The 24047-nt window shown below is 74.8% G+C and carries 21 protein-coding genes, 1 pseudogene and 1 riboswitch; of the genes and pseudogenes, 7 read left to right on the plus strand and 15 right to left on the minus strand.

All coding sequences use genetic code 11. The features are described from left to right. The first annotated feature begins 70 nt into the window (after nucleotides 1-70). Nucleotides 71-1252 carry an ABC transporter substrate-binding protein gene (locus ACLQ20_RS05665; RefSeq protein ID WP_151454589.1) on the plus strand — a complete coding sequence of 394 codons (1182 nt, stop codon included), beginning with the start codon at nucleotides 71-73 and terminating at the stop codon, nucleotides 1250-1252. 109 nt (nucleotides 1253-1361) lie between these two features. On the opposite strand, the gene ACLQ20_RS05670 is transcribed toward ACLQ20_RS05665, so the two are convergent. Both ACLQ20_RS05670 and ACLQ20_RS05675 read right to left on the minus strand, forming a co-directional pair. Further along, on the minus strand, nucleotides 1362-2195 hold the full coding sequence (locus ACLQ20_RS05670) for an ABC transporter permease (RefSeq protein WP_425854441.1): 834 nt from the start codon (nucleotides 2193-2195) through the stop codon (nucleotides 1362-1364). Between the two features lie 101 nt (nucleotides 2196-2296). Beyond that, on the minus strand, nucleotides 2297-3328 hold the full coding sequence (locus ACLQ20_RS05675) for an ABC transporter substrate-binding protein (protein ID WP_425854443.1): 1032 nt from the start codon (nucleotides 3326-3328) through the stop codon (nucleotides 2297-2299). Nucleotides 3329-3593: 265 nt separating this feature from the next. Between ACLQ20_RS05675 and ACLQ20_RS05680 the strand changes: the two genes are divergently transcribed. From ACLQ20_RS05680 to ACLQ20_RS05695, 4 genes are all read left to right on the plus strand, one after another. After that, nucleotides 3594-4379 (plus strand): ABC transporter ATP-binding protein, encoded by a 786-nt coding sequence (locus tag ACLQ20_RS05680; RefSeq protein WP_151454592.1) that lies wholly within the window; start codon nucleotides 3594-3596, stop codon nucleotides 4377-4379. Nucleotides 4380-4381: 2 nt separating this feature from the next. After that, entirely contained in the window at nucleotides 4382-5332 is a 951-nt protein-coding gene (locus ACLQ20_RS05685) for an LLM class F420-dependent oxidoreductase (protein ID WP_151454594.1), read from the plus strand. Beyond that, nucleotides 5329-5631 (plus strand): cupin, encoded by a 303-nt coding sequence (locus tag ACLQ20_RS05690; RefSeq protein ID WP_088998381.1) that lies wholly within the window; start codon nucleotides 5329-5331, stop codon nucleotides 5629-5631. The genes ACLQ20_RS05685 and ACLQ20_RS05690 overlap by 4 nt, the downstream gene beginning before the upstream one ends. A 76-nt stretch (nucleotides 5632-5707) precedes the next feature. Beyond that, nucleotides 5708-8449: a hypothetical protein gene (locus ACLQ20_RS05695; protein WP_425854445.1), complete on the plus strand. Its 2742-nt coding sequence runs from the start codon at nucleotides 5708-5710 to the stop codon at nucleotides 8447-8449. A gap of 113 nt (nucleotides 8450-8562) precedes the next feature. On the opposite strand, the gene thiC is transcribed toward ACLQ20_RS05695, so the two are convergent. The 7 genes and pseudogenes from thiC to thiE all read right to left on the minus strand — a co-directional run bounded on the left by thiC (nucleotide 8563) and on the right by thiE (nucleotide 14879). Continuing rightward, entirely contained in the window at nucleotides 8563-10155 is a 1593-nt protein-coding gene (gene thiC / locus ACLQ20_RS05700) for a phosphomethylpyrimidine synthase ThiC (RefSeq protein WP_425854447.1), read from the minus strand. 17 nt (nucleotides 10156-10172) lie between these two features. Further along, entirely contained in the window at nucleotides 10173-10961 is a 789-nt protein-coding gene (gene thiD / locus ACLQ20_RS05705) for a bifunctional hydroxymethylpyrimidine kinase/phosphomethylpyrimidine kinase (protein WP_425854448.1), read from the minus strand. Nucleotides 10962-11254: 293 nt separating this feature from the next. After that, nucleotides 11255-11848 (minus strand): annotated as a pseudogene (locus ACLQ20_RS05710) (thiamine phosphate synthase); the annotation flags it as partial. A gap of 131 nt (nucleotides 11849-11979) precedes the next feature. Continuing rightward, on the minus strand, nucleotides 11980-12750 hold the full coding sequence (locus ACLQ20_RS05715) for a thiazole synthase (protein WP_151457770.1): 771 nt from the start codon (nucleotides 12748-12750) through the stop codon (nucleotides 11980-11982). 4 nt (nucleotides 12751-12754) lie between these two features. Next, the gene (gene thiS, locus ACLQ20_RS05720) at nucleotides 12755-12955 is read right to left on the minus strand and encodes a sulfur carrier protein ThiS (protein WP_132230919.1); all 201 of its coding nucleotides are present in this window, start codon (nucleotides 12953-12955) and stop codon (nucleotides 12755-12757) included. Next, nucleotides 12946-14259, minus strand: a complete 1314-nt coding sequence (thiO, locus tag ACLQ20_RS05725; protein ID WP_425854451.1) for a glycine oxidase ThiO — start codon at nucleotides 14257-14259, stop codon at nucleotides 12946-12948. The genes thiS and thiO overlap by 10 nt, the downstream gene beginning before the upstream one ends. Then, entirely contained in the window at nucleotides 14253-14879 is a 627-nt protein-coding gene (thiE, locus tag ACLQ20_RS05730; RefSeq protein WP_425854452.1) for a thiamine phosphate synthase, read from the minus strand. The genes thiO and thiE overlap by 7 nt, the downstream gene beginning before the upstream one ends. Further along, nucleotides 14874-14982: riboswitch (TPP riboswitch) on the minus strand. (Overlaps the previous gene by 6 nt.) 122 nt (nucleotides 14983-15104) lie before the next feature. Here thiE and ACLQ20_RS05735 point away from each other — a divergent pair. Beyond that, complete coding sequence (locus ACLQ20_RS05735) at nucleotides 15105-16010, plus strand: DUF559 domain-containing protein (RefSeq protein WP_425854454.1); 906 nt, start codon at nucleotides 15105-15107, stop codon at nucleotides 16008-16010. A 400-nt stretch (nucleotides 16011-16410) separates the two neighbouring features. Here the strand turns inward: ACLQ20_RS05735 and ACLQ20_RS05740 are convergent, their stop codons facing one another. From ACLQ20_RS05740 to ACLQ20_RS05755, 4 genes are all read right to left on the minus strand, one after another. Further along, on the minus strand, nucleotides 16411-17373 hold the full coding sequence (locus ACLQ20_RS05740; RefSeq protein WP_327029595.1) for an aldo/keto reductase: 963 nt from the start codon (nucleotides 17371-17373) through the stop codon (nucleotides 16411-16413). 98 nt (nucleotides 17374-17471) lie between these two features. Then, nucleotides 17472-18269 carry a nucleotidyltransferase domain-containing protein gene (locus ACLQ20_RS05745; RefSeq protein WP_425854456.1) on the minus strand — a complete coding sequence of 266 codons (798 nt, stop codon included), beginning with the start codon at nucleotides 18267-18269 and terminating at the stop codon, nucleotides 17472-17474. Continuing rightward, a complete protein-coding gene (locus tag ACLQ20_RS05750) occupies nucleotides 18266-19945 on the minus strand; it encodes an ABC-F family ATP-binding cassette domain-containing protein (RefSeq protein WP_151457535.1) in 1680 nt (559 codons plus the stop codon). Before ACLQ20_RS05750 ends, ACLQ20_RS05745 begins: the two co-directional genes overlap by 4 nt. Before the next feature lie 41 nt (nucleotides 19946-19986). Then, the gene (locus tag ACLQ20_RS05755; protein WP_425854458.1) at nucleotides 19987-20592 is read right to left on the minus strand and encodes a class I SAM-dependent methyltransferase; all 606 of its coding nucleotides are present in this window, start codon (nucleotides 20590-20592) and stop codon (nucleotides 19987-19989) included. Nucleotides 20593-20830: 238 nt separating this feature from the next. On the opposite strand from ACLQ20_RS05755, the gene ACLQ20_RS05760 reads away from it, so the two are divergent. Further along, nucleotides 20831-21970: a hypothetical protein gene (locus tag ACLQ20_RS05760; RefSeq protein WP_425854459.1), complete on the plus strand. Its 1140-nt coding sequence runs from the start codon at nucleotides 20831-20833 to the stop codon at nucleotides 21968-21970. 79 nt (nucleotides 21971-22049) lie between these two features. Here ACLQ20_RS05760 and ACLQ20_RS05765 read toward each other — a convergent pair whose 3' ends face one another. Together ACLQ20_RS05765 and truA are read right to left on the minus strand one after the other, a co-directional pair. Beyond that, the gene (locus tag ACLQ20_RS05765) at nucleotides 22050-23102 is read right to left on the minus strand and encodes a P1 family peptidase (protein WP_425854461.1); all 1053 of its coding nucleotides are present in this window, start codon (nucleotides 23100-23102) and stop codon (nucleotides 22050-22052) included. A 62-nt stretch (nucleotides 23103-23164) separates the two neighbouring features. Then, nucleotides 23165-23995: a tRNA pseudouridine(38-40) synthase TruA gene (gene truA, locus ACLQ20_RS05770; protein WP_425854463.1), complete on the minus strand. Its 831-nt coding sequence runs from the start codon at nucleotides 23993-23995 to the stop codon at nucleotides 23165-23167. Nucleotides 23996-24047: the final 52 nt, after the last annotated feature.

The raw sequence follows: 24047 nt of genomic DNA on the forward strand, positions 1-24047 counted from the left end.
CGTTCCTCTACTGAGGACGGACAACCCGGCGGTGACCGGGTACCGCCCGGGCCGCATCTGGAGGACTGAGTTGAGCCCCATCCGCTCCGCGACCGCCGCGGCGCTCGCATCGGCCGTGCTGGCCACCACGCTCACCGGCTGCCAGTTCGGGGCGGACGAGCAGGACACGAGTCCCATCGTCATCGCCGCGGACCTCGAGCTCTCCGGCGCGGCCGCGCCCGTCGGCAAGGCGTACCAGCGGGCGCTGGAACTGAAGGTCGAGCAGCTGAACTCCTCCGGCGCGCTCAACGGCCGGAAGGTCGAGCTGCGGGTGAAGGACAACCGGTCGGACGCGAGCGAGTCGCTGCGCAACATCGGTGACTTCAGCGCTGATTCCCAAGTCAGCGCCATCATCATGGGCGGCTGCAACGAATGCGCCGTCGGTGCCGTCCGCACCATCAACGAGAAGCGAATTCCCACCATTGCGCTCGCCGCCTCCAGCGCCGTGTCCACCCCAGTCGCCGACCGGCGGTACGTGTTCAAGCTCTCCCCGAACGCGGCCGACAGCGCCGCCGCCCTCGCCGGCGAGATGCGCCGCAAGGGCGTCCGCAAGGCGGGCGTGCTGCACAGCGACGACGCCTACGGCCGCGAGGGGTTGACCGCGCTGCGCGCCGAGTTCGCGAAGGCCGGCGTCAAACTGCTGCGCGAGGAGGCCGTGCGCACCACCGCCACCGACGTCGCCAAGCCGGTCAAGGACCTGATCGACAAGAAGCCGGACGCGCTGGTCGTCTGGACCCCGGCGGAGCAGGCGACGCTGGCCGCCACCGCCGCCCAGCAGGCCAAGTACAAGGGCGAACTCTTCTTCGACGCGACGGCGGCCGGCGACCTCTTCCTCGGTGCCGCGTCCGGGGCGACCGAACGCACCACGCTGGTCTTCACCCAGACCATGGTGATCGACGACGTCATCGCCACCACCCCGGCCAAGGCGGCCCGCCGCCAGTGGTTCCAGGACTACACCGCCCGCTTCGGCGGCTACAACGGATCCTCCTCGTTCGCGGCTGACGCGGTGCAGCTCATCGCCGACGCCGAACTCCGCTCGGGCGGCGAGCCCGGCGAGGTCGACCGCGACGGCGTCCGGAACGTGCTGGAGACGACCCAGCTGGACGGTCTCTCCGGGCCGATCCGGATGACCCCGGACAACCACTCCGGCCTGATGCCGCAGGCCCTCACCACCCTGGTCGCGCGCAACGGGCGCTGGCGCCTCGCGGGCTGACCGGCCGGTCGGTGGTGGACGGGACCCGACGCACGGGACCGCGTCGGACCAGCGCGTCGGTGTGGCCCGCCGTACCCCGGCGGGCCACACCATCGACCGTTCCGACCGGTCAGCGGGCCGACGTGGTGGCGCGGACCCACGGCAGGGCGAGCCGCTCGACCAGGGACAGTGCGCTGTAGAGCAGGATGCTCATCAGCGCGATCAGCACAATCGCCGCCCAGGCGGTCGCGGTGTCCCCCACGCCGTTGTACTGCAGGATCTGGTAGCCCAGCCCCGGCTTGTCGGAGTAGAACTCGCCGATCACCGCGCCGATCGCGGCCAGCGGCATCGCCACCTTGAGCCCGACGAAGATCTGCGGCAGCGCGGCGGGGAGGCGCACCTTGCGGAACGCCTGCCACCACGAGGCGTTCAGCGACCGGGCCAGCTCGGCCAGGTCGTTGGGGGTGGTGGTGAGACCGGTCGCCGTGGAGAGCACGACCGGGAAGAAGCAGAGCAGGAACACCATGGTCAGGATCGGCTTCGTACCCCAGCCGACCGAGACCACCAGCAGCGGCCCGAGGGCGATCTTCGGCACCGCGTTGACCGCCACCAGCAGCGGCGCGAACATCCGCTCGACGCGGCGGGATCCGGCCAGGGCCATCCCGATCAGCACCCCGGCCACCGTCGACAGCAGGAAGCCGACCACCGTCATCGTGGTGGTGACGCCCAGCGCCGGCATCAGCACGTCGGCGCCCGCGACCAGCGCCTTCCACACCGCCTGCGGCGGGGGCAGCGACACCGGGTGCACCAGTTGCAGGCCCGACGTGACCAGCCACCAGGCGGCCACCGTGATCACCGCGCCGAGCAGCGGCAGCCCGACGGCTGCCGGGCGTACGCCGGAGCGGCGCGGGGCCGCGGGCTCCGTCCCGGTGCGGACGGACCGGGTACCGGTCGTCTCCGTCACGGATTTCTCCTCTCCTGCCGGCCGGGCCGGCACGCGACGGGGGGTGCGGTCCACCGGGTCGCCCCGGTCGACCGCACCCCCCGTGCCACGGTGGGCGGCTGTCAGGCCTTCGGCGCGAGGCTGAAGTCGATGATCTGGTCGGGGGTGATGTTCTGCTTGAGCGCGCCGGCGCCCTGCAGGATCGCGATGCTCTTGGCGACCCGGCCGCTGTCCAGAGTGCCGAGCTGGGTGCCGGAGTTGCTGGAACGCACGTAGCCGGCCATGAGCTGGAGTTCGGCGGCGGCCGCGGCGGGGTTGGCGGCGTCGACGTTCTTCTTCAGCAGCTCGCCCGCCTCCTGCGGGTTGGTCAGCGCGTAGTCCAGGCCCTTCAACAGGGCCCCGGTGAACCGCTTGACCATCTCCGGCTTCTCCTTGGCGATCTTGGAGGAGGTGATCAGCACGTTGCCGTAGAGGTCCTGCATCACGTTGCTGTAGGGCAGCATGACGGCCTTCTGCTTGGTCACCGTCTCGATCGTGGGCTGGCCGACGACGAACTGACCGATGCCGTCCACCGTGCCGTTGCCGAGCATGCCCATCAGGGCCTGCGCCTGACCGGGCACCCACTGCACCTTGCTGGCGTCCACGCCGGCCATCCGGGCGTACGTCGGGAAGAGGTTGCGCACGACGGAGCCCTCGGTGTCGGCGAGCTTCTTGCCCTCCAGGTCCTTCGGCGACGCGATGCCCTTGCCCTCGACGGTGGCGATGGCGGCCATCGTGCGCTGCTGGATCGCGGCGACCGCGACGAAGTCCTTGGCCTGGCCGCCGCCGAGCTGGAGCAGACCGCCGGTGAGGTCGATCGGGCCGAACTGGGCCTGGCCGCCGACGATTGTCGAGATCACGGCGTTGGTGCCCTGACCCGGCTTGATGTCGACGTCGAACCCGGCCTCCTTGAAGAAGCCCTTCTCCTTAGCGACCCAGGCGTAGGCGTCACGGCCGAAGTTGCCGAACGAGGTGAGGTAGGTCACCTTCTCCAACGCCGCGCCGTTGCCGCCCTTGGCGTCGGCGCCGGAGTCCGAGTCGCCGCTGCACCCGGAGACCAGGGCGAGGGCGGTGGCCAGCGCAGCGGCAGCGACCGTACGGGTCAGCCTTCTCATCAGTGCACCATGTCCTTTCCGACCGGAGCGGCGCGCCGCCGCCGGAGGGGGTTGTCTGGCGGGCCGGCCGAGGGGTTGGGCCGGCAAACCGTCGTGAGGGGACTCTTAGCTGGCACAGCGTACGAGAAACCGGCCCTGACAATGCCCGGCGTATGGGTTTCGTTACGGAAAAATCCTCGCTTCCACCCCGGACGTCGTGTCGTCCACACCAGGCGGTTACCCTGGGCCGCGATCGCTGATCGCCGACTCAGGAGGTCCGCCGGAGATGATCAAGCTTTCCGGGGTGTCCCGCACCTTCGACGGCCGCAGCGGCCGGGTCGAGGCGCTGCGCGGCATCGACCTCGACGTGGCGGCGGGCGAGTTCGTCGCCGTACTCGGCCGCTCCGGTTGCGGCAAGTCCACGATGCTGCGTCTGATCGCCGGCCTGCTCCCGGTCAGCGAGGGCAGGATCACCGTGGCCGGTGCGCCGATCACCAAGCCCCGCCCGGACATCGCGATGCTCTTCCAGCGGCCGGCCCTGCTCCCCTGGCGCACCGTCCTGGACAACGTCCTGCTGCCGGTCGAGATGTTCGGCTGGAAGCGGGCCAAGCACCGCGACCGGGCCCGGCAACTGCTGGAACTCGCCGGACTGGGCGGCTTCGAGAAGCGGCTGCCGCACGAACTCTCCGGCGGCATGCAGCAGCGCGTCTCGCTGTGCCGGTCGCTGATCGGCGAGCCCCGCGTGATGCTGATGGACGAGCCGTTCTCCGCGCTCGACGCGCTCACCCGCGAGGAACTCTCCGGCGAGTTGCAGCGCGTGCACATGACGTCCGGGGCCACCGTCGTCTTCGTCACCCACTCGATCGACGAGGCGGTGCTGCTGGCCGACCGGGTGGTCGTACTCAGCCCCCGCCCCGGCCGGATCCGCAAGGTGGTCGACGTGAACATCCCGCGACCGCGCACCCTCGGCCGCAACGCGCACCTGGCGGACGTCGCCCGGGTCAGCGCCGACCTGCACGAACTCCTCATGGAGCGGGACCTGCCGGTGACAGCCGGCGCAGAAACACGATGAGCATGCGGGTCACCGTCTTCACCGAGCCGCACCGGGGCGCCAGCTACGACGACCAGCTCCGCTTCGCCCGGCTGGCCGAGGACGGCGGCTTCGAGGGCTTCCTCCGCGCCGACCACTACCAGGCGATGGGTGACGAGCCCGCGCCCCCCGGCCCGACCGACGCCTGGCTGACGCTGGCCGCGCTGGCCCGCGAGACCAGCCGGATCCGGCTCGGCACCCTGGTCACCTCCGCCACCTTCCGGCTGCCCGGCCCGCTGGCCGTGATGGTGGCCCAGGTGGACCAGATGAGCGGCGGCCGGGTCGACCTCGGCATCGGCGCCGGCTGGTACGAACGCGAGCACACCTCCTACGGCATCCCGTTCCCGGGCATCGGCGAGCGCTTCGACCGGCTCGCCGAGCAGTTGGAGATCATCACCGGGCTGTGGCGGACGCCGCCGGGCGAGACGTACAGCTTCACCGGCGACCACTACCGGCTGGTGGACGCCCCCGCCCTGCCGAAGCCGGTGCAGGTGCCCGGCCCACCGGTCATCGTGGGCGGACGCGGCCCGAAGCGCACCCCCGACCTCGCCGCCCGCTACGCCGACGAGTTCAACATGCCGTTCAAGACCGTCGCGGAGACCGCCGCCGCGTACGAGCGGGTGCGGGAGGCCTGCGACCGGGCCGGCCGGGCCGAGTCGGGACGCGCCCCGCTCACCCTCTCCGCCGGCATCGTGGTGGCGATCGGCCGCACCGACGCCGAGGCGCAGCGCCGCGCCGCCCCGCTGCACGCCACGAGCGCGCTGCCGCCGGAGGACGCGGTGGTCGGCTCGCCCGCGCAGCTCGTCGACCGGATCGGCGAGTTCGCCGCCGTCGGCGCCACCCGGGTGCACCTGCGCCTGATCGACTTCGCCGACCTCGACCACCTGGAGCTCATCGCCGCCGAGGTGCTCCCCCGACTGGACGGAACCCGATGACCGACGCACACCTCGAACTCGGCCCGGTGGGCCAGGAGATCGTGTACGAGAACGACCGCGTCCGCGTCTGGCACATCCGGCTGGAGCCGGGCGAGCGGCAGCCGCTGCACCGGCACGACCACCCGTACCTCGTGGTGGCGATCCAGGGCGCGAAGAACGTCGTACAGACGATCGACGGCACCCTCATCGACGCCGACGAGCCGACCGGCGGGGTGGTCTACCGGGATCCGGGCGCCGTGCACATGCTGACCAACGTGGGCGACACGACGTACCTGGCCCGGCTGGTCGAACTGAAGTAACCACCGGCCGGCGGGTCGCCCCCCGCTCGCGGCGCGCCGGTGGCGGCCTGGTCAACAGGTGCGTAACGTGCCGGACATGGCCTTTCGGACCTGGGGCAGACTGCTGCTCACCGCGCTCGGGGTGAGCCTGCTGGCCGGGGCCGGTCAGCTCGGCATCGCCTTCGGCTTCGGCATCGTCCGGCTCTCCGGCACCTTCACCGGCGCCACCATCAACCAGTGGCCGGCCCAGCTCGTCTGGGCGGGCTGGTTCGCGGCGAACGCCGCCGTGGTGGGCGCGGTGCTCACCGAGCGCCTGGCCCGCCGGGACGGCGGGCTGGCCGGCACCGGGCGCCTGCTCGCCGTCGCCGGCGCCGCCGCGCTGGGCGCCACCGTCGTCGCGCCGCTCTGCATGCAGCCGGCCCGGGCGGCCGAACTCGTCTCGATGGACCCGGTCTGGGCCGTCGGCATCTGCGCGGTCCTCGGTGCGCTGGTGGGCGCGGGCGCCGCCGTCGCCGTCCTGCTCCAGCCGCCGGTGGGATGGAACGTGGCGGCGATCGCGGGCGCGCTCTGGCTGCTGGCCCTGGTCTCGGTGGCCCCGTCGCTGGTCTCGACCGGCCCGCTGGGCACCGTACGACTGGGGGTGCTGGAGCCGGCGTCCCTCGACGCCGGCGCGGTGCAGGGGCTGGCCCTGGTGGTCCTGCCGCTGGTGGCACTGCTGGCCGGCGCGGCGACCGGCGGACTGGCCCGGTGGCGGGGCCACCCGCCGCTGGTCAGCGGCGCGACGGGGGTGGCGGGACCGGCGCTTGTCGCGTTCGCCTACCTGACCGCCGGTCCGGGCGACACCGCCGACCGCTACCAACTCACGCCGTACTACGCGGCGCTGCTCGCGGTGGCCCTCGGCGCGCTCGGGTCGGCCGCGGCCGCGCTGCTGCGCTGGCCGCTCGTCACGCGCACCGCCCCCACCGGGGCCATCGAGCCGACCGACATCCTCCGGCCCCTGCCCACCGGTCCGGCGCTGCCGCAGACCCCGGCGCCCACCGGCGGGAGCGACGAGCCGGAGACGGTCGACCTGGCCGGCGCCACCCTGGTCGTCGCCGACCAGGCCAGCGGCGGTACGGGCTCCGGCGCGGTCACCGCCGCCACCGGCGACGGCCCGGCACCCCGGGCCGTGCCCCCGCACTGGGACTGGCCCGCCGACGGAGGAACCGTCCCGGCTCCCGCCGCCGACGTCCGGGCGGGCGCGGTTCCCGCGTGGACGGCCGAACCGCCGGCTTCGACTCCCGGCAACCCGCCCACAGTCGACCGAGGCCGCGAACCGGAGCCCACCCGCACCCAGGACAGCACCGACGAGCACGCCCCGGGCACCTCGTCCGCACCGGGTGCCCCGGCCCCGCCCTTCGCGGCCGCACCGGCCGCACCGGCCGCACCGGTCGCACCGGTCGTCCCGGCGGCGCCGGTCGCCGACGAGGCGCCGCCAGCCGGGAAGACGGCGCCCGACGCGCAGCCCGCCGGGAAGACGGCCCCCGACGCGCAGCCCGCCGGGGAGGTGACGGCCGCCGCACGGTCGACCGGAGGGGCGACGACTGCGGCACAGCCGGTCGGGGCGGCGGCGCCCGACGGACAGCCGGCCGGAGCAGCGACTCCCGCAGGCCAGCCGGCAGAGGGACCAACACAGCCGGCCGAGGGACCGGCACCCGCAGGACAGCCGGCAGAGGCAGTCGCCGACCAGCGGGTCGTCCCGAACGCGCCCAAGCCCCGCCGCACCCGTAAGCCCCGCTCGACGCGCCAGCCCGCCGCCCCGGCGGCACCGGAGGGTGCGGGCCCGGTGCCCGTCGTCACGGGCGCCCCCGAGACCGGGGCCGCCGAGCCCGGCGCGGCGATGTCGTCGCCGTCCAAAGACGCCTCCGCCGCGCCCGACACCACGCCCAGCACGACCGCACCCGGCACGACAACCAGCCCCCAGCTCGGTGCCCCGGCCGGAACCGGACCCGACACCGCGACCGGCCCCGCGCTCGACGACACGACCGGGTCCGAGCCCGGCACCACCATCGGGTACGAGTCCGGCACCACGACCGGATACGAGTCCGGCAACACGACCGAGGCCAGGTCCGGCACCACGACCGAGGCCAGGTCCGGCACCACGACCGGGGCCGAGCCCAGCAGCACGACCGGTCCCGAGTTCGGCGCCGCGGCCGACGTCGCGCCCGGCAGCACGGCCGTTGCGGGTTCCGGCGTACCGCGGCCGGACGACAGCTGCCCGCGCGCGGTGCCGCTCTTCGCGGCGGACGGCGAGGCGGCTCCCGGCCGGGCCGTCGGGCCGGACGCCGGCACCGCTCCCCCGCCCACCCCAGCCTGGCCCGTCTCGCCCCGGCCCCAGGCCGACGGCACGGCCGAGGCCGCACAGCCGGCCACGGAACCCGCGCCCGACCCGGCACCCCGGCCCCGCCACCGGGCCCCGATGCCCGACCTGGCCCGGGCCGCGAACTGGGAGGCGCTCACCACCGCACGACGGGGCGGTCCCGTCCCGGCGCCCGTCGACGCCGCGCCGGAGAACGGCATCCCCACCGCCCGGGCGGAGGCGCCCGCGCCCGGCTCCCCGTCGCCCGCCGAGGCCGAGCAGCCCACCGGGCGGGGCCGGGGCCGGCTGGGTCTGTTCCGCCGCAACCGGCCCCGGGCCGAGGACGCCCCGGCCGACCGGGAGTCCGAGCCGCTGCCGGCGCAGGACGAGGAGTACGTGGACTGGGTCGCCGGCCTCAGCAAGCCGGTCCCGGACAACGAACCCGAGCAGGAGAGCGGCCGGCGGTCGTTGCGCTCCACCGGCCGCCACCACCGCGACTGACCCGACCGGGCGACGCCCGCCCCGCCCGGGGTGACCGGAGCCGGGGCGGCGCCGCCCCTTTTCCCGGACGTCGGCGGGGACGGGTGTCGTCGCCGGACGCCCGGTCGCGCCGCTCAGGCGAGCGGCAGGTAGACCTGGCCGCCGGAGGAGAGGAACTCCTCCGACTTGTCCTGCATGCCGCGCGCCGCGTACTCCTTCAGCTCCTGGGTGATCTTCATGGAGCAGAACTTCGGGCCGCACATCGAGCAGAAGTGGGCGGTCTTCGCCGGCTCCGCCGGCAGCGTCGCGTCGTGGTACGAGCGCGCGGTCTCCGGGTCCAGCGACAGGTTGAACTGGTCTTCCCAGCGGAACTCGAACCGCGCCCTGGACAGCGCGTCGTCCCACGCCTGCGCGCCCGGGTGCCCCTTGGCCAGGTCGGCCGCGTGGGCCGCGATCTTGTACGCGATCACGCCGGCCTTCACGTCGTCGCGGTCCGGCAGCCCCAGGTGCTCCTTCGGGGTCACGTAGCAGAGCATCGCGGTGCCGAACATGCCGATCATCGCCGCGCCGATCGCCGACGTGATGTGGTCGTACGCGGGGGCGATGTCGGTGGTCAGCGGGCCGAGGGTGTAGAACGGCGCCTCGTGGCACCACTCCTGCTGGAGGTCCACGTTCTCCTTGATCTTGTGCATCGGCACGTGGCCGGGGCCCTCGATCATCACCTGCACGTCGTGCTCCCAGGCGACCTTCGTCAGCTCGCCCAGGGTGCGCAGCTCGGCGAACTGCGCCTCGTCGTTGGCGTCCGCGATCGAGCCGGGGCGCAGCCCGTCGCCGAGCGAGAACGTCACGTCGTAGCGCGCGAGCAGCGAGCACAGCTCGGCGAAGTTCGTGTAGAGGAAGTTCTCCTCGTGGTGCGCCAGGCACCAGGCCGCCATGATCGAGCCGCCCCGCGACACGATCCCGGTCACCCGGTCCACCGCCAGCGGCACGTACGGCAGCAGCACCCCGGCGTGCACCGTCATGTAGTCGACGCCCTGCTCGGCCTGCTCGATCACGGTCTCCCGGAACACCTCCCAGCTCAGCTTCACCGGGTCGCCGCCGACCTTCTCCAGCGCCTGGTAGATCGGCACGGTGCCGATCGGCACCGGCGAGTTCCGCACGATCGCCTCGCGGGTCTCGTGGATCCGCTTCCCCGTCGACAGGTCCATGACGGTGTCCGCGCCCCACCGGGTGGCCCAGGTCAGCTTCTCCACCTCCTCGGCGACCGACGAGGAGACCGCCGAGGTGCCGATGTTGGCGTTCACCTTCACCAGGAACGCCTTGCCGATGATGGCCGGCTCGCACTCGGGGTGGTTGACGTTGAGCGGCAGCACGGCCCGTCCGGCGGCGATCTCGTCCCGGACGAACTCCGGGGCCATCCCCTCCCGCACTGCCACGAACTCCATCTCCGGCGTCACCACGCCGGCCCGCGCGTACGCGAGCTGGGTGGGGCGGCGGCCGTCCGCGCCCGCGAGCGGGGTGCCCGCGCCCCGCACCGGTGCGACGTCGCCGCGCTCGGCGATCCACCCCGCACGCAGCGGCGGCAGCCCCACCTCCGGATCGGAGCCGGGGCCGGAGGTGTCGTAGAGCCGCAGCGGCGGGTTGTCACCGGTCAGTTCCACCTCGGCGAACGGCACCCGCACGTCCGGCCGGGACCCCTCCACGTACACCTTGCGACGTGCCTGCATGACAGCCTCCCTGGTGGTCAAGCGGACCAGCCGAAGTGGTCCAGCGGGCCGCGTCCCGCGCCCAGCTCCCAGTGCCGCGCGCCGGTCAGCGCGCGGAGGACGTACTCCTTGGCGGCGGCGACCGCCGTCGGCACCTCGTCGCCGAGCGCCAGCCGCACCGTGATCGCCGCCGAGAACGAGCACCCGGTGCCGTGGCTGTGCCGGGTGTCGACCCGCGGCGCGCGCAGCAGGGTGGTGACGCCGCCCCCATGCAGCACGTCGACCGCCTCACCGTCGGCGTCCACGTCGCCGCCGGTCACCACCACGTGCGCCGGCCCGCCGGCAGCCAGCGCCTCGGCGGCGGCCACCATCTCCTCGACCGTGGTCACCGGGCGTCCGGTGATGGCTGCGGCCTCCGCGCAGTTCGGCGTCGCCACCTGCGCGTACGGCAGCAGCCGCTCCACGGCGGCGACCACGCCCAGCCGGTGCCCGCTGGTGGCGACGAGCACCGGATCGACGACGAGGTGCGGCAGCCGGCCGTCCCTGGCGGCGTCCGCCACCGCGTCGGCGACCGCCGGAGTGCCGAGCACCCCCGTCTTGACGGCGCGGACGGTGAAGTCGGCGAGCACGCTGTCGAGCTGCTCGGTGACGGTGCGCGGCGGCAGCGGCAGCACGGCGTCGACGCCCCTCGTGTTCTGCGCGGTGACCGCGGTGAGCACGCTGGTGCCGTACGCGCCGAGGGCCGCGAAGACCTTCAGGTCGGCCTGGATGCCGGCACCCGCGCCTGAGTCGGAGCCGGCGATGGTGAGCACGGTCGTCGGGGTCATCGTTCCTCTTCCGTCATGGCGTACGGGATCTCGCGCCGGGCCTGCGCGGTAGTTGCAGTTGAGGGCTGCGGCCGACCGTGCCCACTCCGGGCGGTCAGGCTTGATCCCTCCGTGGGCACGGTCGGCCGCAGCCCCGTCCCGGAGACCTCCGTGCGGTCCCGCCGCCTGCGCGTCGTCCCAGCAGGATCCGAGCTGCCGCGCCGGGTCCGGCTCGCCCCATCGAGAGGATCTGTGCTGTCGTGCCGGGTCTGGTCCGCCGCGTCGGAAGGATCTGGGCTGTCGTGCCGGGTCCGGCTCGCCGCGTCGGTGGCTGCTGTGAGGGTGGCGGCTGCCACCTCGGGGTCGTCGGCGCGCATGATCGCGCCGAGCACCGCCACGCCGACGGCTCCCGCTTCGACGCAGGCGGCCACCTGGTCCGGGCTCTGCACTCCGCCGAGCGCCAGGACCGGCACGGGGCTGTGCCGGATCAGCGTGCCGAGCCCGTCCGGGCGCAGGGGTGGGCCGTAGCCGGGCTTGGTGCTGGTCGGATAGACGGGCGAGAGGGTCGCGTAGTCCTCGGTGGTCAGTCGCGCCAGCTCCGCCCGGCCGTGGCAGGAGCGGCCCACCAGGCCGAGGCGCGGCGGCGGGTACGGCCCTGCCGACGGCAGGTGCACCGCAGCGCCGCCGAGCGGGTCGGGGCCGGCGACGATCAGGGTGCCGCCCGCCTCGGCGAGGATCGCGCGCAGCTCGGCGGCGAGGGCAGCGCGCTCGGCCCGCGGGAGGTCCTTCTCCCGCAGCACCACCCAGCGCACTCCCCCGGCCACCGCCCCCGCCACGACCTCGGCCAACGGCCGCCGAGCCTGCCGCCGGTCGGTCAGCAGCAGGACGCCGGCCGGCCCGCCCGAGATCTTGGTAGGTTCGGGCCCCTCCAGGGGCTCTTCCCTACCAAGATCCAAAGCCGCCGCCGAAACAGCGCCCGGAGCCGGCGCGGCGGCCGGGGGCGAAGCGCAACCGGGGCCGGGGCCGGGGGCGGGGCGGGTCACAGGTCCGGCCGTCCCTCGTCCGGGGTGGAGGCGAGCGCGTGGAAACGCCGGGCGATCCGACCCGCCCCGTACGCGAGCCGGCCCGCCTCGACCGCGTACCGCATCGCGGTGGCCATCGCCACCGGGTCGGCGGCGCGGGTGACCGCGCTGGCGAGTAGCACCGCGTCGCAGCCCAGCTCCATGGCCAGCGCGGCGTCCGAGGCGGTGCCGATGCCGGCGTCCAGAATCACCGGCACGTCGACGCTCTGCCGGATCAGCCGGATGTGGTGCGGGTTCGACACACCCAGGCCGGAGCCGATCGGCGCGCCCGCCGGCATCACCGCCGCGCAGCCGACGTCGGCCAGCCGCCGGGCCAGGATCGGGTCGTCCGACGTGTACGGCAGCACGACGAACCCGTCGTCGACGAGTTCCTCGGCGGCGCGCAGCAGCTCCACCCCGTCGGGCAGCAGCGTGCGCTCGTCGCCGATCACCTCCAGCTTCACCCAGTCCGTGCCGAACGCCTCCCGGGCCAAGTGCGCCACCTTGACCGCCTCGCCCGCCGTGTAGCAACCGGCGGTGTTCGGCAGCAGCCGTACGCCGCAGCGGTCGAGCAGGTCCAGCAGCCCGCCGGCCGTGCCGGGGGCGGTGTCGACGCGGCGCAGGGCCAGGGTGACCAGTTCGGTGCCGGAGGCACGGATGGCGTCCTCCAGCACGCGCAGGTTGGCCGCGCCGCCGGTGCCGAGGATCAGCCGGGACGTGAAGCTCACGCCGCCCAGGTCGAAGCTCACCGCGTCACCCGCCCTGGGCGGCGCTGAGCACCTCGACGCGGTCACCGTCGCGCAGCACGGTCGCCGGCCAGCCCGTACGCGGCACCACCTCCCCGTTGACCGCGACGGCGAGGCCGCGCTGCTGGTCGGTGACCGCGCGGACCAGGTCCGCCACGGTCGAGCCGCCGGGCAGGCTGCGCCCGGCACCGTTCACCGTCAGTTCCACGTGTGCTCCTCCTCGGTCGACAGGGGGCCGGACCGACCATCGGCGGCCATGACGCCCGGTTCCCCGCCGGACGCCCGCATCGCCCCGGCCACCGGCACCGCACCGGTCGCCGGCGTCGCGCCCACCACCGGCCCCGACCCGGCCGCCCGCGTCGCGCCGGACCCCGGCGCCGGCTGCCCGGGCCGCTGCTGCGGGTCGCGGAGCCCTGCTGCCGGCGGCACACCGGCCACCGGCGGCGGGAACCGGGCCGGGGTGAAGGGGGCGAGCAGTGGGTCCGCCGCACCCGTGACGACCAGCTCGGCGATCAGGTCGGCGGTGACCGGGGTGAGCACGATGCCGTGCCGGTGGTGTCCGGTGGCGGCGACCACGTCGGGCCGGCCGGGCAGCGGGCCGAGGATCGGGGCGTTGTCGGGGGTGCCGGGGCGCAGGCCGGCGAGTGTCTCCACCAGGTCGTACTCGGCCAGCTCGGGCAGCAGGTCGACGGCGGCGCGGAGCAGGCGCAGCACCGCCCCGGCGGACACGTCGGTGTCGGAGCGCTCCTCGACGGTCGCGCCCACCACCACCTCCCCGTCGGCGCGGGGCACGAGGTAGACGTGCTCGCCGTCGGCGTACCCCCGGATGACGTGCCGGAAGCCCGGCGCGCCGCCGCCGGGCGCGTGGAGCCGGACCACCTGCCCCTTCACCGGCCGCACGGGCAGCCCCGTCAGGGCCGCCGCGCCGCAGCCGGCCGCGACCACGGTGACCGCGGCGTCCACGTCGGACAGGGAGCGCACGGCGGCGGGCACCAGCGTGGCGCCGGCCCGCTCGGCGGCCGTGCGCAGCGCGGGCACGAGCCGGCGCGGGTCGACCTGGTGGTCGGTTTCGGCGAGCGCGCCGCCGCGCACCCGGGGTGCCAGCGCCGGCTCGCGGTCCCGCAGCGCCGTGGGGCGCAGCGGCGTCACCGGCAGCCCGATCCCCTGCTGGTACGCCCACAGCCGCCGCGCCTCGGCCAGGTCGTCGGCGGTCAGCCCGACCATCAGCGTGCCCTCGGTCCGGTAGCCGATGTCCACGCCGGCGGCGGCGGTCAGCTCGGCGGCGAACGCCGGCCAGCGGGCGGCGGAGGCGGTCAGCAGCCCGGTCAGCTCGTGCTCGCCGAAGTACGCCTCGGCGACCGGGGCGAGCATCCCGGCGGCGACGTGGGACGCGCCGGAGCCCGGGGCGGGATCGTGCACGACGACCCGCAGTCCGCGCTGCGCGCAGCGCCAGGCGATCGCCAGCCCGACCGGTCCCGCCCCCACCACGGCGACGTCCGGTCGGTTCAGCACCCCAGCGCTCCCAGCAGCTCCGCCGTCGCCCGACCCGGATCCGCCGCCCCGGAGAGCGCCCCCACCACCGCCACCCCGTACGCCCCGGCGGCCAGCAGCGCGGGCACCCGCGCGGCGGTCACGCCGCCGATCGCGACGACCGGCACGTCCACGGCGTCGGCGACGGCGCGTACCCCGGCCGGGCCGATCGGCGCCGGCAGCCCCGTCTTGGTGCCGGTGGCGTGGCAGGGGCCCACGCCCAGGTAGCTGGCCCCGGCGGCGACCGCCTCGGCGGCCGTCCCCGGCTCGCGGGCGGTGGCGCCGAGCACGGCGGTCGCGCCGAGCACCCCGCGGGCCGCCCCGACCGGCAGGTCCTCCGCGCCGACGTGCCCACCGGCGGCACCGGCCGCCAGCGCCACGTGCAGCCGGTCGTTCACCAGGCAGGTGACGTCGTACGGGGCACAGAGCGCGACCACCCGACGGGTCAGGTCGTACGCCTCCCGGTCGGTGGCGTCGTCCTCCACGCGGACCTGTACGACCAGTTCCGCGCGGGCCACCGCAAGGGCGGCCCGCAGCACGGTGAGCGGGTCCCGCCCGGGTCGGGTGTCGGTGATGAGATGCAGTCGCCCGAGGGACGGCACGGCAACACTCCTCCCTGCGCCGGCATTACCCGGATCAGGTTCGACGGTCGGGGGCTGACAGCCCCCCTCTCAGCCCGGTCCACCGGGCTCCCGTGGGTCACTTGCGGGTGTCACCGTACGACGGATCGCCGGATCCGCCAAGGTCAGGACGCGGATTTCACATCGACCGCCCGAACCCGATGGGCGGGGCGGCGCGTGACCGTCCCGTCACGCGATGCTGTCCGGATGCCCTCCGCCGCCCGGGTACCACCCTGCCTGGCCTTCCTGCCGTTCCGGGCCAGCGCCGCGATCGCCGACGGCCTCCTGACCCGGACGATGCTGCGCGGGCCGTCCTGGCAGCGCCTCCTGCCCGACGTCCACGTGCACCGTGACGGCTATCGGGCGGACGACCACCGGATGTGGTGCGACGCGGTCGCACTGTCGCTGCCGGTCGGCGGGGCGATCGCCGGCCGCAGCGCCGCGTACCTGTGGGGCGTCGACCTGCTTCGCCGGGACGCGCCGGTCACCGTGCTGCTGCCACGCGCCGCGCGGATGCGCGCCCACCCCCGTCTTCGGGTGAACCGGTCGGTGGTGCCGGATTCCGATCGCACCCGCCTCGGCGGGCTGCCCGTCACCACTCCCCTGCGCACCGCCTTCGACCTGGGCCGCCAGGCCCCTCGGGACGAGGCCCTGGTCGCCGTTGACGCGCTGCTGCACCGCCGGGTGGTGCAACTCGCCGCACTACGCGCGTACGCCGACGCACGGCCCGGCTGGCCCGGCCTGCCCCTGCTGCGGAAAATCCTGGCGCTAGCGGAGCCGCTGGCCGAGTCCCCGATGGAGACCCGCCTACGGCTGCTCCTGCTCGACGCGGGGTTGCCACCCGCGATCGCCCAGCACGACGTTCGTAACGCCGACGGGCGCTTCGTCGGCCGGGTGGACCTGGCGTGGCCGACCCTGCGCGTCGCGGTCGAGTACGACGGCGACCACCACCGCGAGCGCGCCCACTTCCGCCAGGACGTCGCCCGACTGAACGCCCTGCGCGCGGCCGGCTGGATCGTCCTTCGCTTCACCGCCGACGACGTGCTCCGACACCCCACCCGCACCGTCGCCCTGGTGAGCCAGGCCCTCCGCGAGCGCCACCCCTCCGCCTGACCCCTCGCCGCCAAGCCACGGCCAACCAGCCACCCCGGCAACCGGCCGGTAGGCCGGGTGGCCGGCCGGTGGAGCACCATGGGTGCCTCCACCGCCCCTTGACGCCCATGACGTTCCACCGACGGGTGCGGTAGGGGTCTGCCCCGCCCCCGGGCACCGCCCCCGCCCCCGCCCCCGCCACCGGTACCGGCACCGGCACCGGCACCGGCACCGGCATCGGCATCGGCATCGGTGGAACATGGCGGGTGTCTCCGAGGCCCGGTGACACCCGTGACGTTCCACTCAGCCACCCACAGACCCCACAGCCAACGGTCGCCGGGCGACGGGTAGCGCACCGCCACCGGTGCCGCACCGCCCCCGGTGCCGCAGTGCTGCGGCGCCCGGACGGCGTCGACGTGGCTCAGAAAGTCGCGCGCAGGGCTTCGAGGTCCTCGTCGGTGGGCTGCCAGGTGCCCGCCGCCGCGTTGGCGCGTACCTGCTCGGGCGTGGTGGCGCCGGCGATCACCGAGGTCACCGCCGGCTGGGCGGCCAGCCCGCCGATGGCCACCTGGAGCATCGACAGTCCGCGCTCGGCGGCGTACGCCTCGATCGCCTCGATGGTGTCCCAGTCGGCGGCAGCGAGCCGCTGGGCGTACCGGCCGCCACCGGCGAGGCGGCTGCCGGCCGGCGGGGCCTCGTTGCGCTTGTACTTGCCGGTGAGCAGCCCGTTGGCGAGCGGGAAGAACGGCAGCAGCCCGAGGCCGAAGCGCTCGCACGCCGGCACCACCTCGGCCTCGGCGCCGCGCTCCAGCAGGCTGTAGTGGTTCTGTGCGCTGATGAACCGGGATCGGCCGTTCGACGAGGCCACCCAGTCGGCGTCGGCGATCTGCCAGCCGGCGAAGTTGGAGTTGCCCAGGTAGCGGACCTTGCCGGCGCGGACGAGGTCGTCGAGCGCGGCGAGCGTCTCGTCGATCGGGGTGCCCGGGTCGGGTTCGTGCATCTGGTAGAGGTCGATGTGGTCGGTGCCGAGCCGGCGCAGCGACGCCTCCACCGCCCGGGCGATGTAGCGGCGGGCGCCCCGGGCGCCGAAGTCGGGGCCGTTCATCCCGTTCATGTCCATGCCGAACTTGGTGGCCACCACCACGTCGTCGCGCCGGCCCTTGAGCGCCTGGCCCAGCAGTTCCTCGGAGCCGCCCTGCGGCTCTCCGTAGATGTCGGCGGTGTCGAAGAAGTTGATCCCGGCGTCGAGCGCGGCGTCGACCACCGCCCGGGTGCCGTCGAGGTCGAGCTTGCGGCCGAAGTTGTTGCAGCCGATGCCGACCACGGACACCACGAGCCCGGAGTCGCCCAACCGGCGGTAGGTCATCTCAGTCACGTGATCCACCCTATGCCCGCCAGCCCGGCGCGCACCGTGTACCTCGAAGCGGGCAGCAGGCCGGCGGGGACCGGCGGATCGGCGAGGGCCGGCGGATTGGCGGACCGTCAGTCGAGCACGTCGGCGACGAGCCGGCGCGCGGCGGCGAGCGTGCCGGCCAGCTCGTCCGGCGTGTGCCCGACCCCGCCCAGCAGCGCCTGCGCCCGCCCGGTGAAGTCGGGCGGCGCGCCCGGCAGCCGCCCGGCGGAGGCGATCATGCCCTTCTCGTTGACCAGCCACCGCCCGGCCCGGGCGTGCAGCACCTGGGCGAGTACGCCGACCACCCGGAACAGGCAGCCGGCCACGTACCCGCTGTCGCCGGCCACGGCGGCCTTGGCCGCGCCGCCGATCAGGAAGCGGGCCTCCCAGCCGCCGGCGGTCAGCGCGTCGGCCAGGGCGGGCGGGTACGCGAGCGTCTCCTCCCGCAGCGCGGTCAGCTCACCGGTCGGGTCGCCGAGCACCCGGCAGTACGCCACCTCGCCGGCATAGGCGGGTGAGTAGAAGCCGAGCGGATGCCCGGCCTGCACGCCGACCTCGTAGCGGCCGGCCCGGCAGTCGGCCCAGATCCGGTGCACCCGGTCGAGGTCGCGGTAGATCCAGTCGACGGCCGCCCCGCCGACCCGCAGCCATCCGCCGCCGTCGACCCAGGGGCCCCACCCACCGGGCGGGGTCAGCTCGACCGCCTCGTCGGCCACCGAGGCGGCGACGGCGCGCAGCCCCGGCACGTCCAGCTCGCCCCGGTAGTAGAGGCCGAGGTCCCAGTCGGAGTCGGGCCGGTGCTCGCCGCGGGCCCGGCTGCCGCCGAGCGCGACGGCGACGACCCCGTCGACGGCGCAGAGGCGGTCGGCCAGGTCGGTGGGGATCACGCCACGTCCCAGACCGGCTCCGGTGTCTCCACCACCTCGTTGTCGCCCCGGAAGAGCACGAACCGGTCGAAGGTGCGCGTGAACCAGCGGTCGTGGGTCACCGCCACCACGGTCCCCTCGAACGCGGTCAGCCCGGCCTCCAGCGCCTCCGCCGAGGCCAGGTCGAGGTTGTCGGTGGGCTCGTCGAGCAGCAGCAGCGTCGCGCCGGAGAGCTCCAGCAGCAGCACCAGGAAGCGCGCCTGCTGACCGCCGGAGAGCGTGCCGAAGCGCTGGTCGCCCTGCCCCGCCAGCTCGTACCGGCTCAGCGCCGCCATCGCGGCGTGCCGGTCCATGCCGGTCCGGTGCTCGTCGCCCCGCCAGAGGATCTCGACGAGGGTCTTCGTCATCAGTTCCGGCCGGTCGTGGGTCTGCGAGAAGTGCCCGGGGCGCACGCGCGCGCCGAGCCGGGCCACCCCGTCGTGCACCACCGGCGCGAGCGCGGCGGCGCCGTCGACCGGCCCGTTGGCCGGGTCGGGGTCGGTGCCGCCCCGGGCGAGCAGCCGCAGGAAGTGCGACTTGCCCGTGCCGTTGGCGCCGAGCACCGCGACCCGGTCGCCGTACCAGATCTCCAGGTCGAACGGGAAGGTCAGGCCGTCGAGCTCCAGCTGGTCGCAGATCACCGCGCGCTTGCCGGTCCGCCCGCCGGTGAGCTGCATCCGGATGTCCTGGTCCTTCGGCGGTACGGGCGGCGGCCCGGCCTCCTCGAACTTGCGCAACCGGGTCTGCGCGGCCTGGTAGCGCGACGCCAGCCCGTCGTTGTACGCGGCCTTCTGCTTGTACATCAGCATCAGCTCGCGCAGCTTCTGGTGTTCCTCGTCCCACCGCCTGCGCAGCTCGTCGAGGCGGGCGTGCCGGGCCAGCCGGGCGGAGTGCCAGCTCGCGAAGCCGCCCGGGTGCACCCAGGCGCTGCCGCCCTCCACGGCGACCACCCGGTCGGCGGTCTGGGCGAGCAGTTCCCGGTCGTGCGAGACGTAGAGCACCGACTTGGTCGACTCCCGCAGCCGCCCTTCCAGCCACCGTTTGCCGGGCACGTCGAGGAAGTTGTCCGGCTCGTCGAGGAGCAGCACCTCGTCGGGGCCGCGCAGCAGCAGTTCGAGGGCGAAGCGCTTCTGCTGGCCGCCGGAGAGGGTCCGGACGGGTCGTTCCCGGGCGCTCTCCCAGGGCAGACCGAGCACGATGGTGGCGACCGTGTCGAAGAGCACCTCGGCGTCGTACCCGCCGACCTCGCCCCAGGCCGCGAGCGCGTCCGCGTACGCCAGCTGGGCCTTGCCGGCGGCGGTGCTGTACTTGCCGCGGACCTCGGCGGCGCGCATGGCCTCCTCGGTCTCGACCAGCCGGCGGCCGGCGTCGCGCAGCACGGGCGGGGCCAGCGACAGGGCCAGGTCGGCCAGCGTCGACTCGTCGCCGATCATCCCGATGAACTGGCGCATCACGCCCAGCCCGCCGGCGCGCGCGATCGCGCCGGTCTTCACCGGCAGGTCCTCGGCGACCATCCGCAGCAACGTCGTCTTGCCCGCGCCGTTCGGCCCGACCAGGGCCACCTTGGCACCCTCACCGACCCGGAACGACACGTCGGAGAAGAGCTCCCGGCCGTCGGGAAGGATGTGCCCGACCGCTGCCACGTCCACGTATCCCACGTCGGCATCCTGCCCGAGCACGGGCCGGGCGGCCCAATCAATTACCGGGTGACCCGCAGCACCCGGTAGCCCTTCTGGCTGGCGTGGCGCCCCACCTGCCAGCCCTGCTCGACCAGCCAGCGCTGCAACGAGTCCCCGCCGAGATAGCGGGCCACCACCAGCCAGGCGACGCCGTCCGGGGCGAGCCGGGGCAGCCAGCGCAGCAGGATCGCGTGCAGCTCGTCCTTGCCGACGTGGATCGGGGGGTTGGACCAGATCTCCGCGAAGGTCAGCTCGGCGGGTACGTCGTCCGGCGCGGCGACGCGTACCCGGTCGGTCGCGCCGACCCGGGCGGCGTTGGCCGCGGTGAGTTCCCGGGCCCGTTCGTTGACGTCGACGGCCCACACGGTCGCCGTGGGGGCGGAACTGGCGAGTACGCAGGTGATCGGGCCGAAGCCGCAGCCGAGGTCGAGCAGGGCGCCGGTGGACCCGGCGGACGGCAGGTCGGCCTTGCGCAGCAGCACCGCCGTGCCGGGGTCGAGGCGGGCGGCGGAGAAGACGCCGGCGGAGGAGGCCAGGGTGTAGTCGCGGCCGGCGACGGAGAACTCGACCTCGCGCGGGTTGGCGGCGGTCGTGGGTTCAGCGGTGAAGTAGTGTTCGCCGGTCACGTCGGCAATTCTCGCACCGCCGCCGGCCACGCCAGCGCGGACCCGGCACGGCCCGGCACAGGCGCGCCACGGCACGGCCCGGCACAGGCGCGCCACGCCGGCGCGGACCCGGCAGGCGGGCGCGACCCTGCTCGACACAGGCCCCGCGGCGCGGATCCCCAACACGAGCCGAAACGACTCCGCCCACAATTTCCCATTATTCGCACCTAAAGGGACAATGCCTCCTACTCTGGGCGGCATGGTGTATCGGTACGAGTCCGATGAGGACGCATTCATGGAGTACCCGGAGCCCGGGTCCGACGGGCCGGTGCTCGGTGCCGGTCCGCCTCCCCCGGCCGGCCCCTCCCCGTCCCGCTTCCCGACGCCGTCGCTGCCCCGTGCCAACCGGATCGCGCTGCCCTCCGCCGCGCCGGAACCGGTCCGCGCCGCGGCGCAGGTGTCGCCGCCGCCCGCCACCGCGCCGGAACCGGTCCGGGCCGCGGCGCAGGTGTCGCCGGCCCGGCCGCCCGCGCCGGTCGAGCCTCCTCCGCCGGCCGAGCCCTCTCCGCAGGTCGAGCCGGCCGCGCCGGTCGAGCCGCCGCCCTCAGCCGGGCGGTCGCAGCGGGGTGGCGGCGGCAGGTTGTGGCAGGTCGTGGTCGGCGGCGCGGCCGTCCTCGCGCTGCTGGCGCTCTGCGGCCTCGGTGCCGCCGCCCTGCTGGCCGAGCGCAACGGGACGCCGCAGAACACGCCCACGTCCCGACCGGAGGCGGCCGAGTCCGCCGGCGTCGGGGCGCAGCCGCTCGACTCGCGGGACACCGACCAGGCGCCGCTGACCGCCAAGGAACTCTTCCCCGGCAAGCAGCTCGTCGTCGCGGACGGGGAGCCCGCCTACAAGGTGTTGAAGAGCCAGTCCAGCGCCGCCTGCGCGGTGGCGGCCACCGGTGAGGTCGCCGACCTGTTGGTTCGCCTCGGCTGCACCCAGGTGGTCCGGGCCACGCTGCGGACGCCCGACGGCGGCCACCTCGTCACCACCGGCTTGTTCAACCTGACCGACCGGGCCAACGCCGAACGGGCCCGGGACCGGATCCGGCTGCTGCTCGACGAGCGCGAGGGCCGGTTCCTGGGCATGGCGGCCGACGAGGAGAGCGCGGTGATCGCCACCGCGCCGGCCCGCGTCGGCTGGCAGGTGCGCGGCCACTACCTCGCGTACGCGGTGGTCACCCGCAGCGACGGCGAGACGATCAGGTCCGGCGACACGAAGGCCCGGGAGATCCTCTTCGACATGATCGAGCTGCACCTCAACCGGGGCGTGCTGGAGCGCCGGGCGGACGGCGGCACGGCCGGCCAGCCGACCGACGAGGGCGCGAGCGACACCGGCAGGCAGGACGGGGGCGACTGACCGGGCCGCGACGGCGAGCGTGCGCAACGGGTACGTGGGCCACGGCCGCGTGCCCGTTCCGCGTCCCGCCACCGGCCGCCTATGCCCGGAGCTCGACCCGGTGTGCCCGTAACAGGTCGAGCATCCGGTCGTGCGGAACCGCGTACCTGACCCGCCCCTTGACTCCGACGGTGGTGCGCGCCATGAACAGCGAGTTCAGCAGTGCCTCCTCCGTGGCCTCCAGTACCGCCGCGAAGACCGGCTCCAGGTCTGACTCCGGCGCCGTCGGTGCCTGCGTGTCGGCGGTGCAGAACGCCAGGGCGTAGTCGCCGCTGCCCCCGGCGAAGTCCGAACCGACCCGCGCCATGGCGAAGATGGCCCGGCGGGCCACCCGACCCAGCTGCCGCGCGTCGAGACGGCCGTCCGTGGCGACCACGATGACGCAGGAGTTCCCCGGTTGCTCCGGCCGGACCGGCAGCGACAGGCTCGGCACTCCCACCTGCTCGGGCCGGATCGGCACCCCGCACACCTGTAGCAGGCCGGAGAAGTTGGACTGCACCAGCACACCGACGGTGACGGCGCCACGGGAGGTCGTGGCGAGCCGCGAGGACGTGCCGATGCCGGCCTTGAAGCCGAGGGCCGCCGTGCCCGTACCGGCGCCGACGGCACCCTCCGCTGGCAGTCCGCCGCGGGCCTCCGCCAGCGCCGCGAGGACGTGCTGCTCCCGCACCGGCCGGGCCCGGATGTCGGACAGGAACCCGTCGTTGGTCTCCGCCACCACCGGGTTCAGCGACTCGGCCGTCTCCCGGCCCGGCTGCCCGAGCATGTACGTGACCAGCGCGTCCGCGGCCCGGAACGTCGACAGCGTCGCGGTCAGCACCACGGGCGTCTCGATCTCGCCCAGCTCGGCCACCTGGGTCGAGCCGACCATCTTGCCGTGCCCGTTGCCCACGAACAGCCCCGCCGGCAGCGACCGACGGTCGGTCAACTGGTCCGGGACGATCGCCGTCACCCCGCTGCGGATGCTGTCCCCCTCGACCAGCGTGGTGTGGCCCACCCGCACGCCGGGCACGTCGGTGACGGCGTTCAGCGGTCCCGTCGGCAGCGTCCCGACGACGATGCCGAGGTCCCGTCCACGGCGAGGTTCCTGCACGGCTTCCACTCCTTGACGCTCGACGATGCTCTGCCGGGTGCCGGGAGGCAGGCCCCGGGCGGTCAGCCCTCCACGGGTACGCGCAGCCGGCGGGTCGCCTCGGCGCGGTGGGCGTACTCGGCCGGGTCCTCGGGGTAGCCGACGGCGACCAGGGTCAGCCCGTGCGCCGGTGCCACGGTCACCTCGCTGGAGCGTTCCCGGTGTACGAGCAGGCTGCCCGGCCACTCGACCGGCCGGCGCCCGTCGCCGGCGACCAGCATGGCGCCGACGAGGCTGCGCACCATCGCCTGGCAGAACGCGTCGGCCTGCACGGTGGCCACGAGGATCCCGTCCGGGTCCCGCCGCCAGTCCAGCCGGGTCACCTCGCGCAGCGTGGTGGCGTTCTCCTTGCGCCGGCAGTACGCGGCGAAGTCGTGCTCCCCCACCAGCCCGGCGGCGGCGGCGTTCAGCGCGGTCAGGTCGAGCGGCTTCGGCCAGGCCAGGATCTCGTGCCGGCGCAGCGGCTCGGCGCCCCACGGCGCGTCGGTCACGCGGTACTCGTAGCGGCGGAAGGTAGCCGAGAACCGGGCGTCGAAGTCGGCGGGCACCTCGGCCATCGCGCGTACCCGGACGTCGGTGGGGAGCAGCCGGGCCAGTCGGCGCAGCAGCCGTCCGTCGTGCTCCCGCCACACGGCGGCCGGCAGGTCGAGGTGGCAGACCTGCCCGGTGGCGTGCACCCCGGCGTCGGTGCGGCCCGCCACGGTCAGGCCGGTCGCCGTACCCGCGCCGAGGACCAGGTCGAGGGTCTCCACGAGCACCCCGGCGACCGTGCGCCGGGTGGGCTGGGCGGCCCAGCCGGAGAAGCCCGACCCGTCGTACGCGACGTCCAGCCGCAGCCGGGTGCGCTCGTCCACTCGTACCTCCGCCTCACGGGGTCGGGCCCGGCACCCCACGAGGGGTGCCGGG

It is taken from the genome of Micromonospora sp. DT46 (assembly GCF_049841735.1).
Taxonomy (GTDB): domain Bacteria; phylum Actinomycetota; class Actinomycetes; order Mycobacteriales; family Micromonosporaceae; genus Micromonospora; species Micromonospora reichwaldensis.

Bases quoted from the DNA above. Each gene is read 5' to 3' on its own strand.
- ACLQ20_RS05735 (WP_425854454.1), top strand. From the start codon at position 15,105: ATGCCCTCCGCCGCCCGGGTACCACCCTGCCTGGCCTTCCTGCCGTTC.
- ACLQ20_RS05695 (WP_425854445.1), top strand. From the start codon at position 5,708: ATGGCCTTTCGGACCTGGGGCAGACTGCTGCTCACCGCGCTCGGGGTG.
- ACLQ20_RS05675 (WP_425854443.1), bottom strand. From the start codon at position 3,328: ATGAGAAGGCTGACCCGTACGGTCGCTGCCGCTGCGCTGGCCACCGCC.
- ACLQ20_RS05685 (WP_151454594.1), top strand. From the start codon at position 4,382: ATGCGGGTCACCGTCTTCACCGAGCCGCACCGGGGCGCCAGCTACGAC.
- ACLQ20_RS05760 (WP_425854459.1), top strand. From the start codon at position 20,831: ATGGTGTATCGGTACGAGTCCGATGAGGACGCATTCATGGAGTACCCG.
- thiC (WP_425854447.1), bottom strand. From the start codon at position 10,155: ATGCAGGCACGTCGCAAGGTGTACGTGGAGGGGTCCCGGCCGGACGTG.
- ACLQ20_RS05690 (WP_088998381.1), top strand. From the start codon at position 5,329: ATGACCGACGCACACCTCGAACTCGGCCCGGTGGGCCAGGAGATCGTG.
- thiD (WP_425854448.1), bottom strand. From the start codon at position 10,961: ATGACCCCGACGACCGTGCTCACCATCGCCGGCTCCGACTCAGGCGCG.
- ACLQ20_RS05680 (WP_151454592.1), top strand. From the start codon at position 3,594: ATGATCAAGCTTTCCGGGGTGTCCCGCACCTTCGACGGCCGCAGCGGC.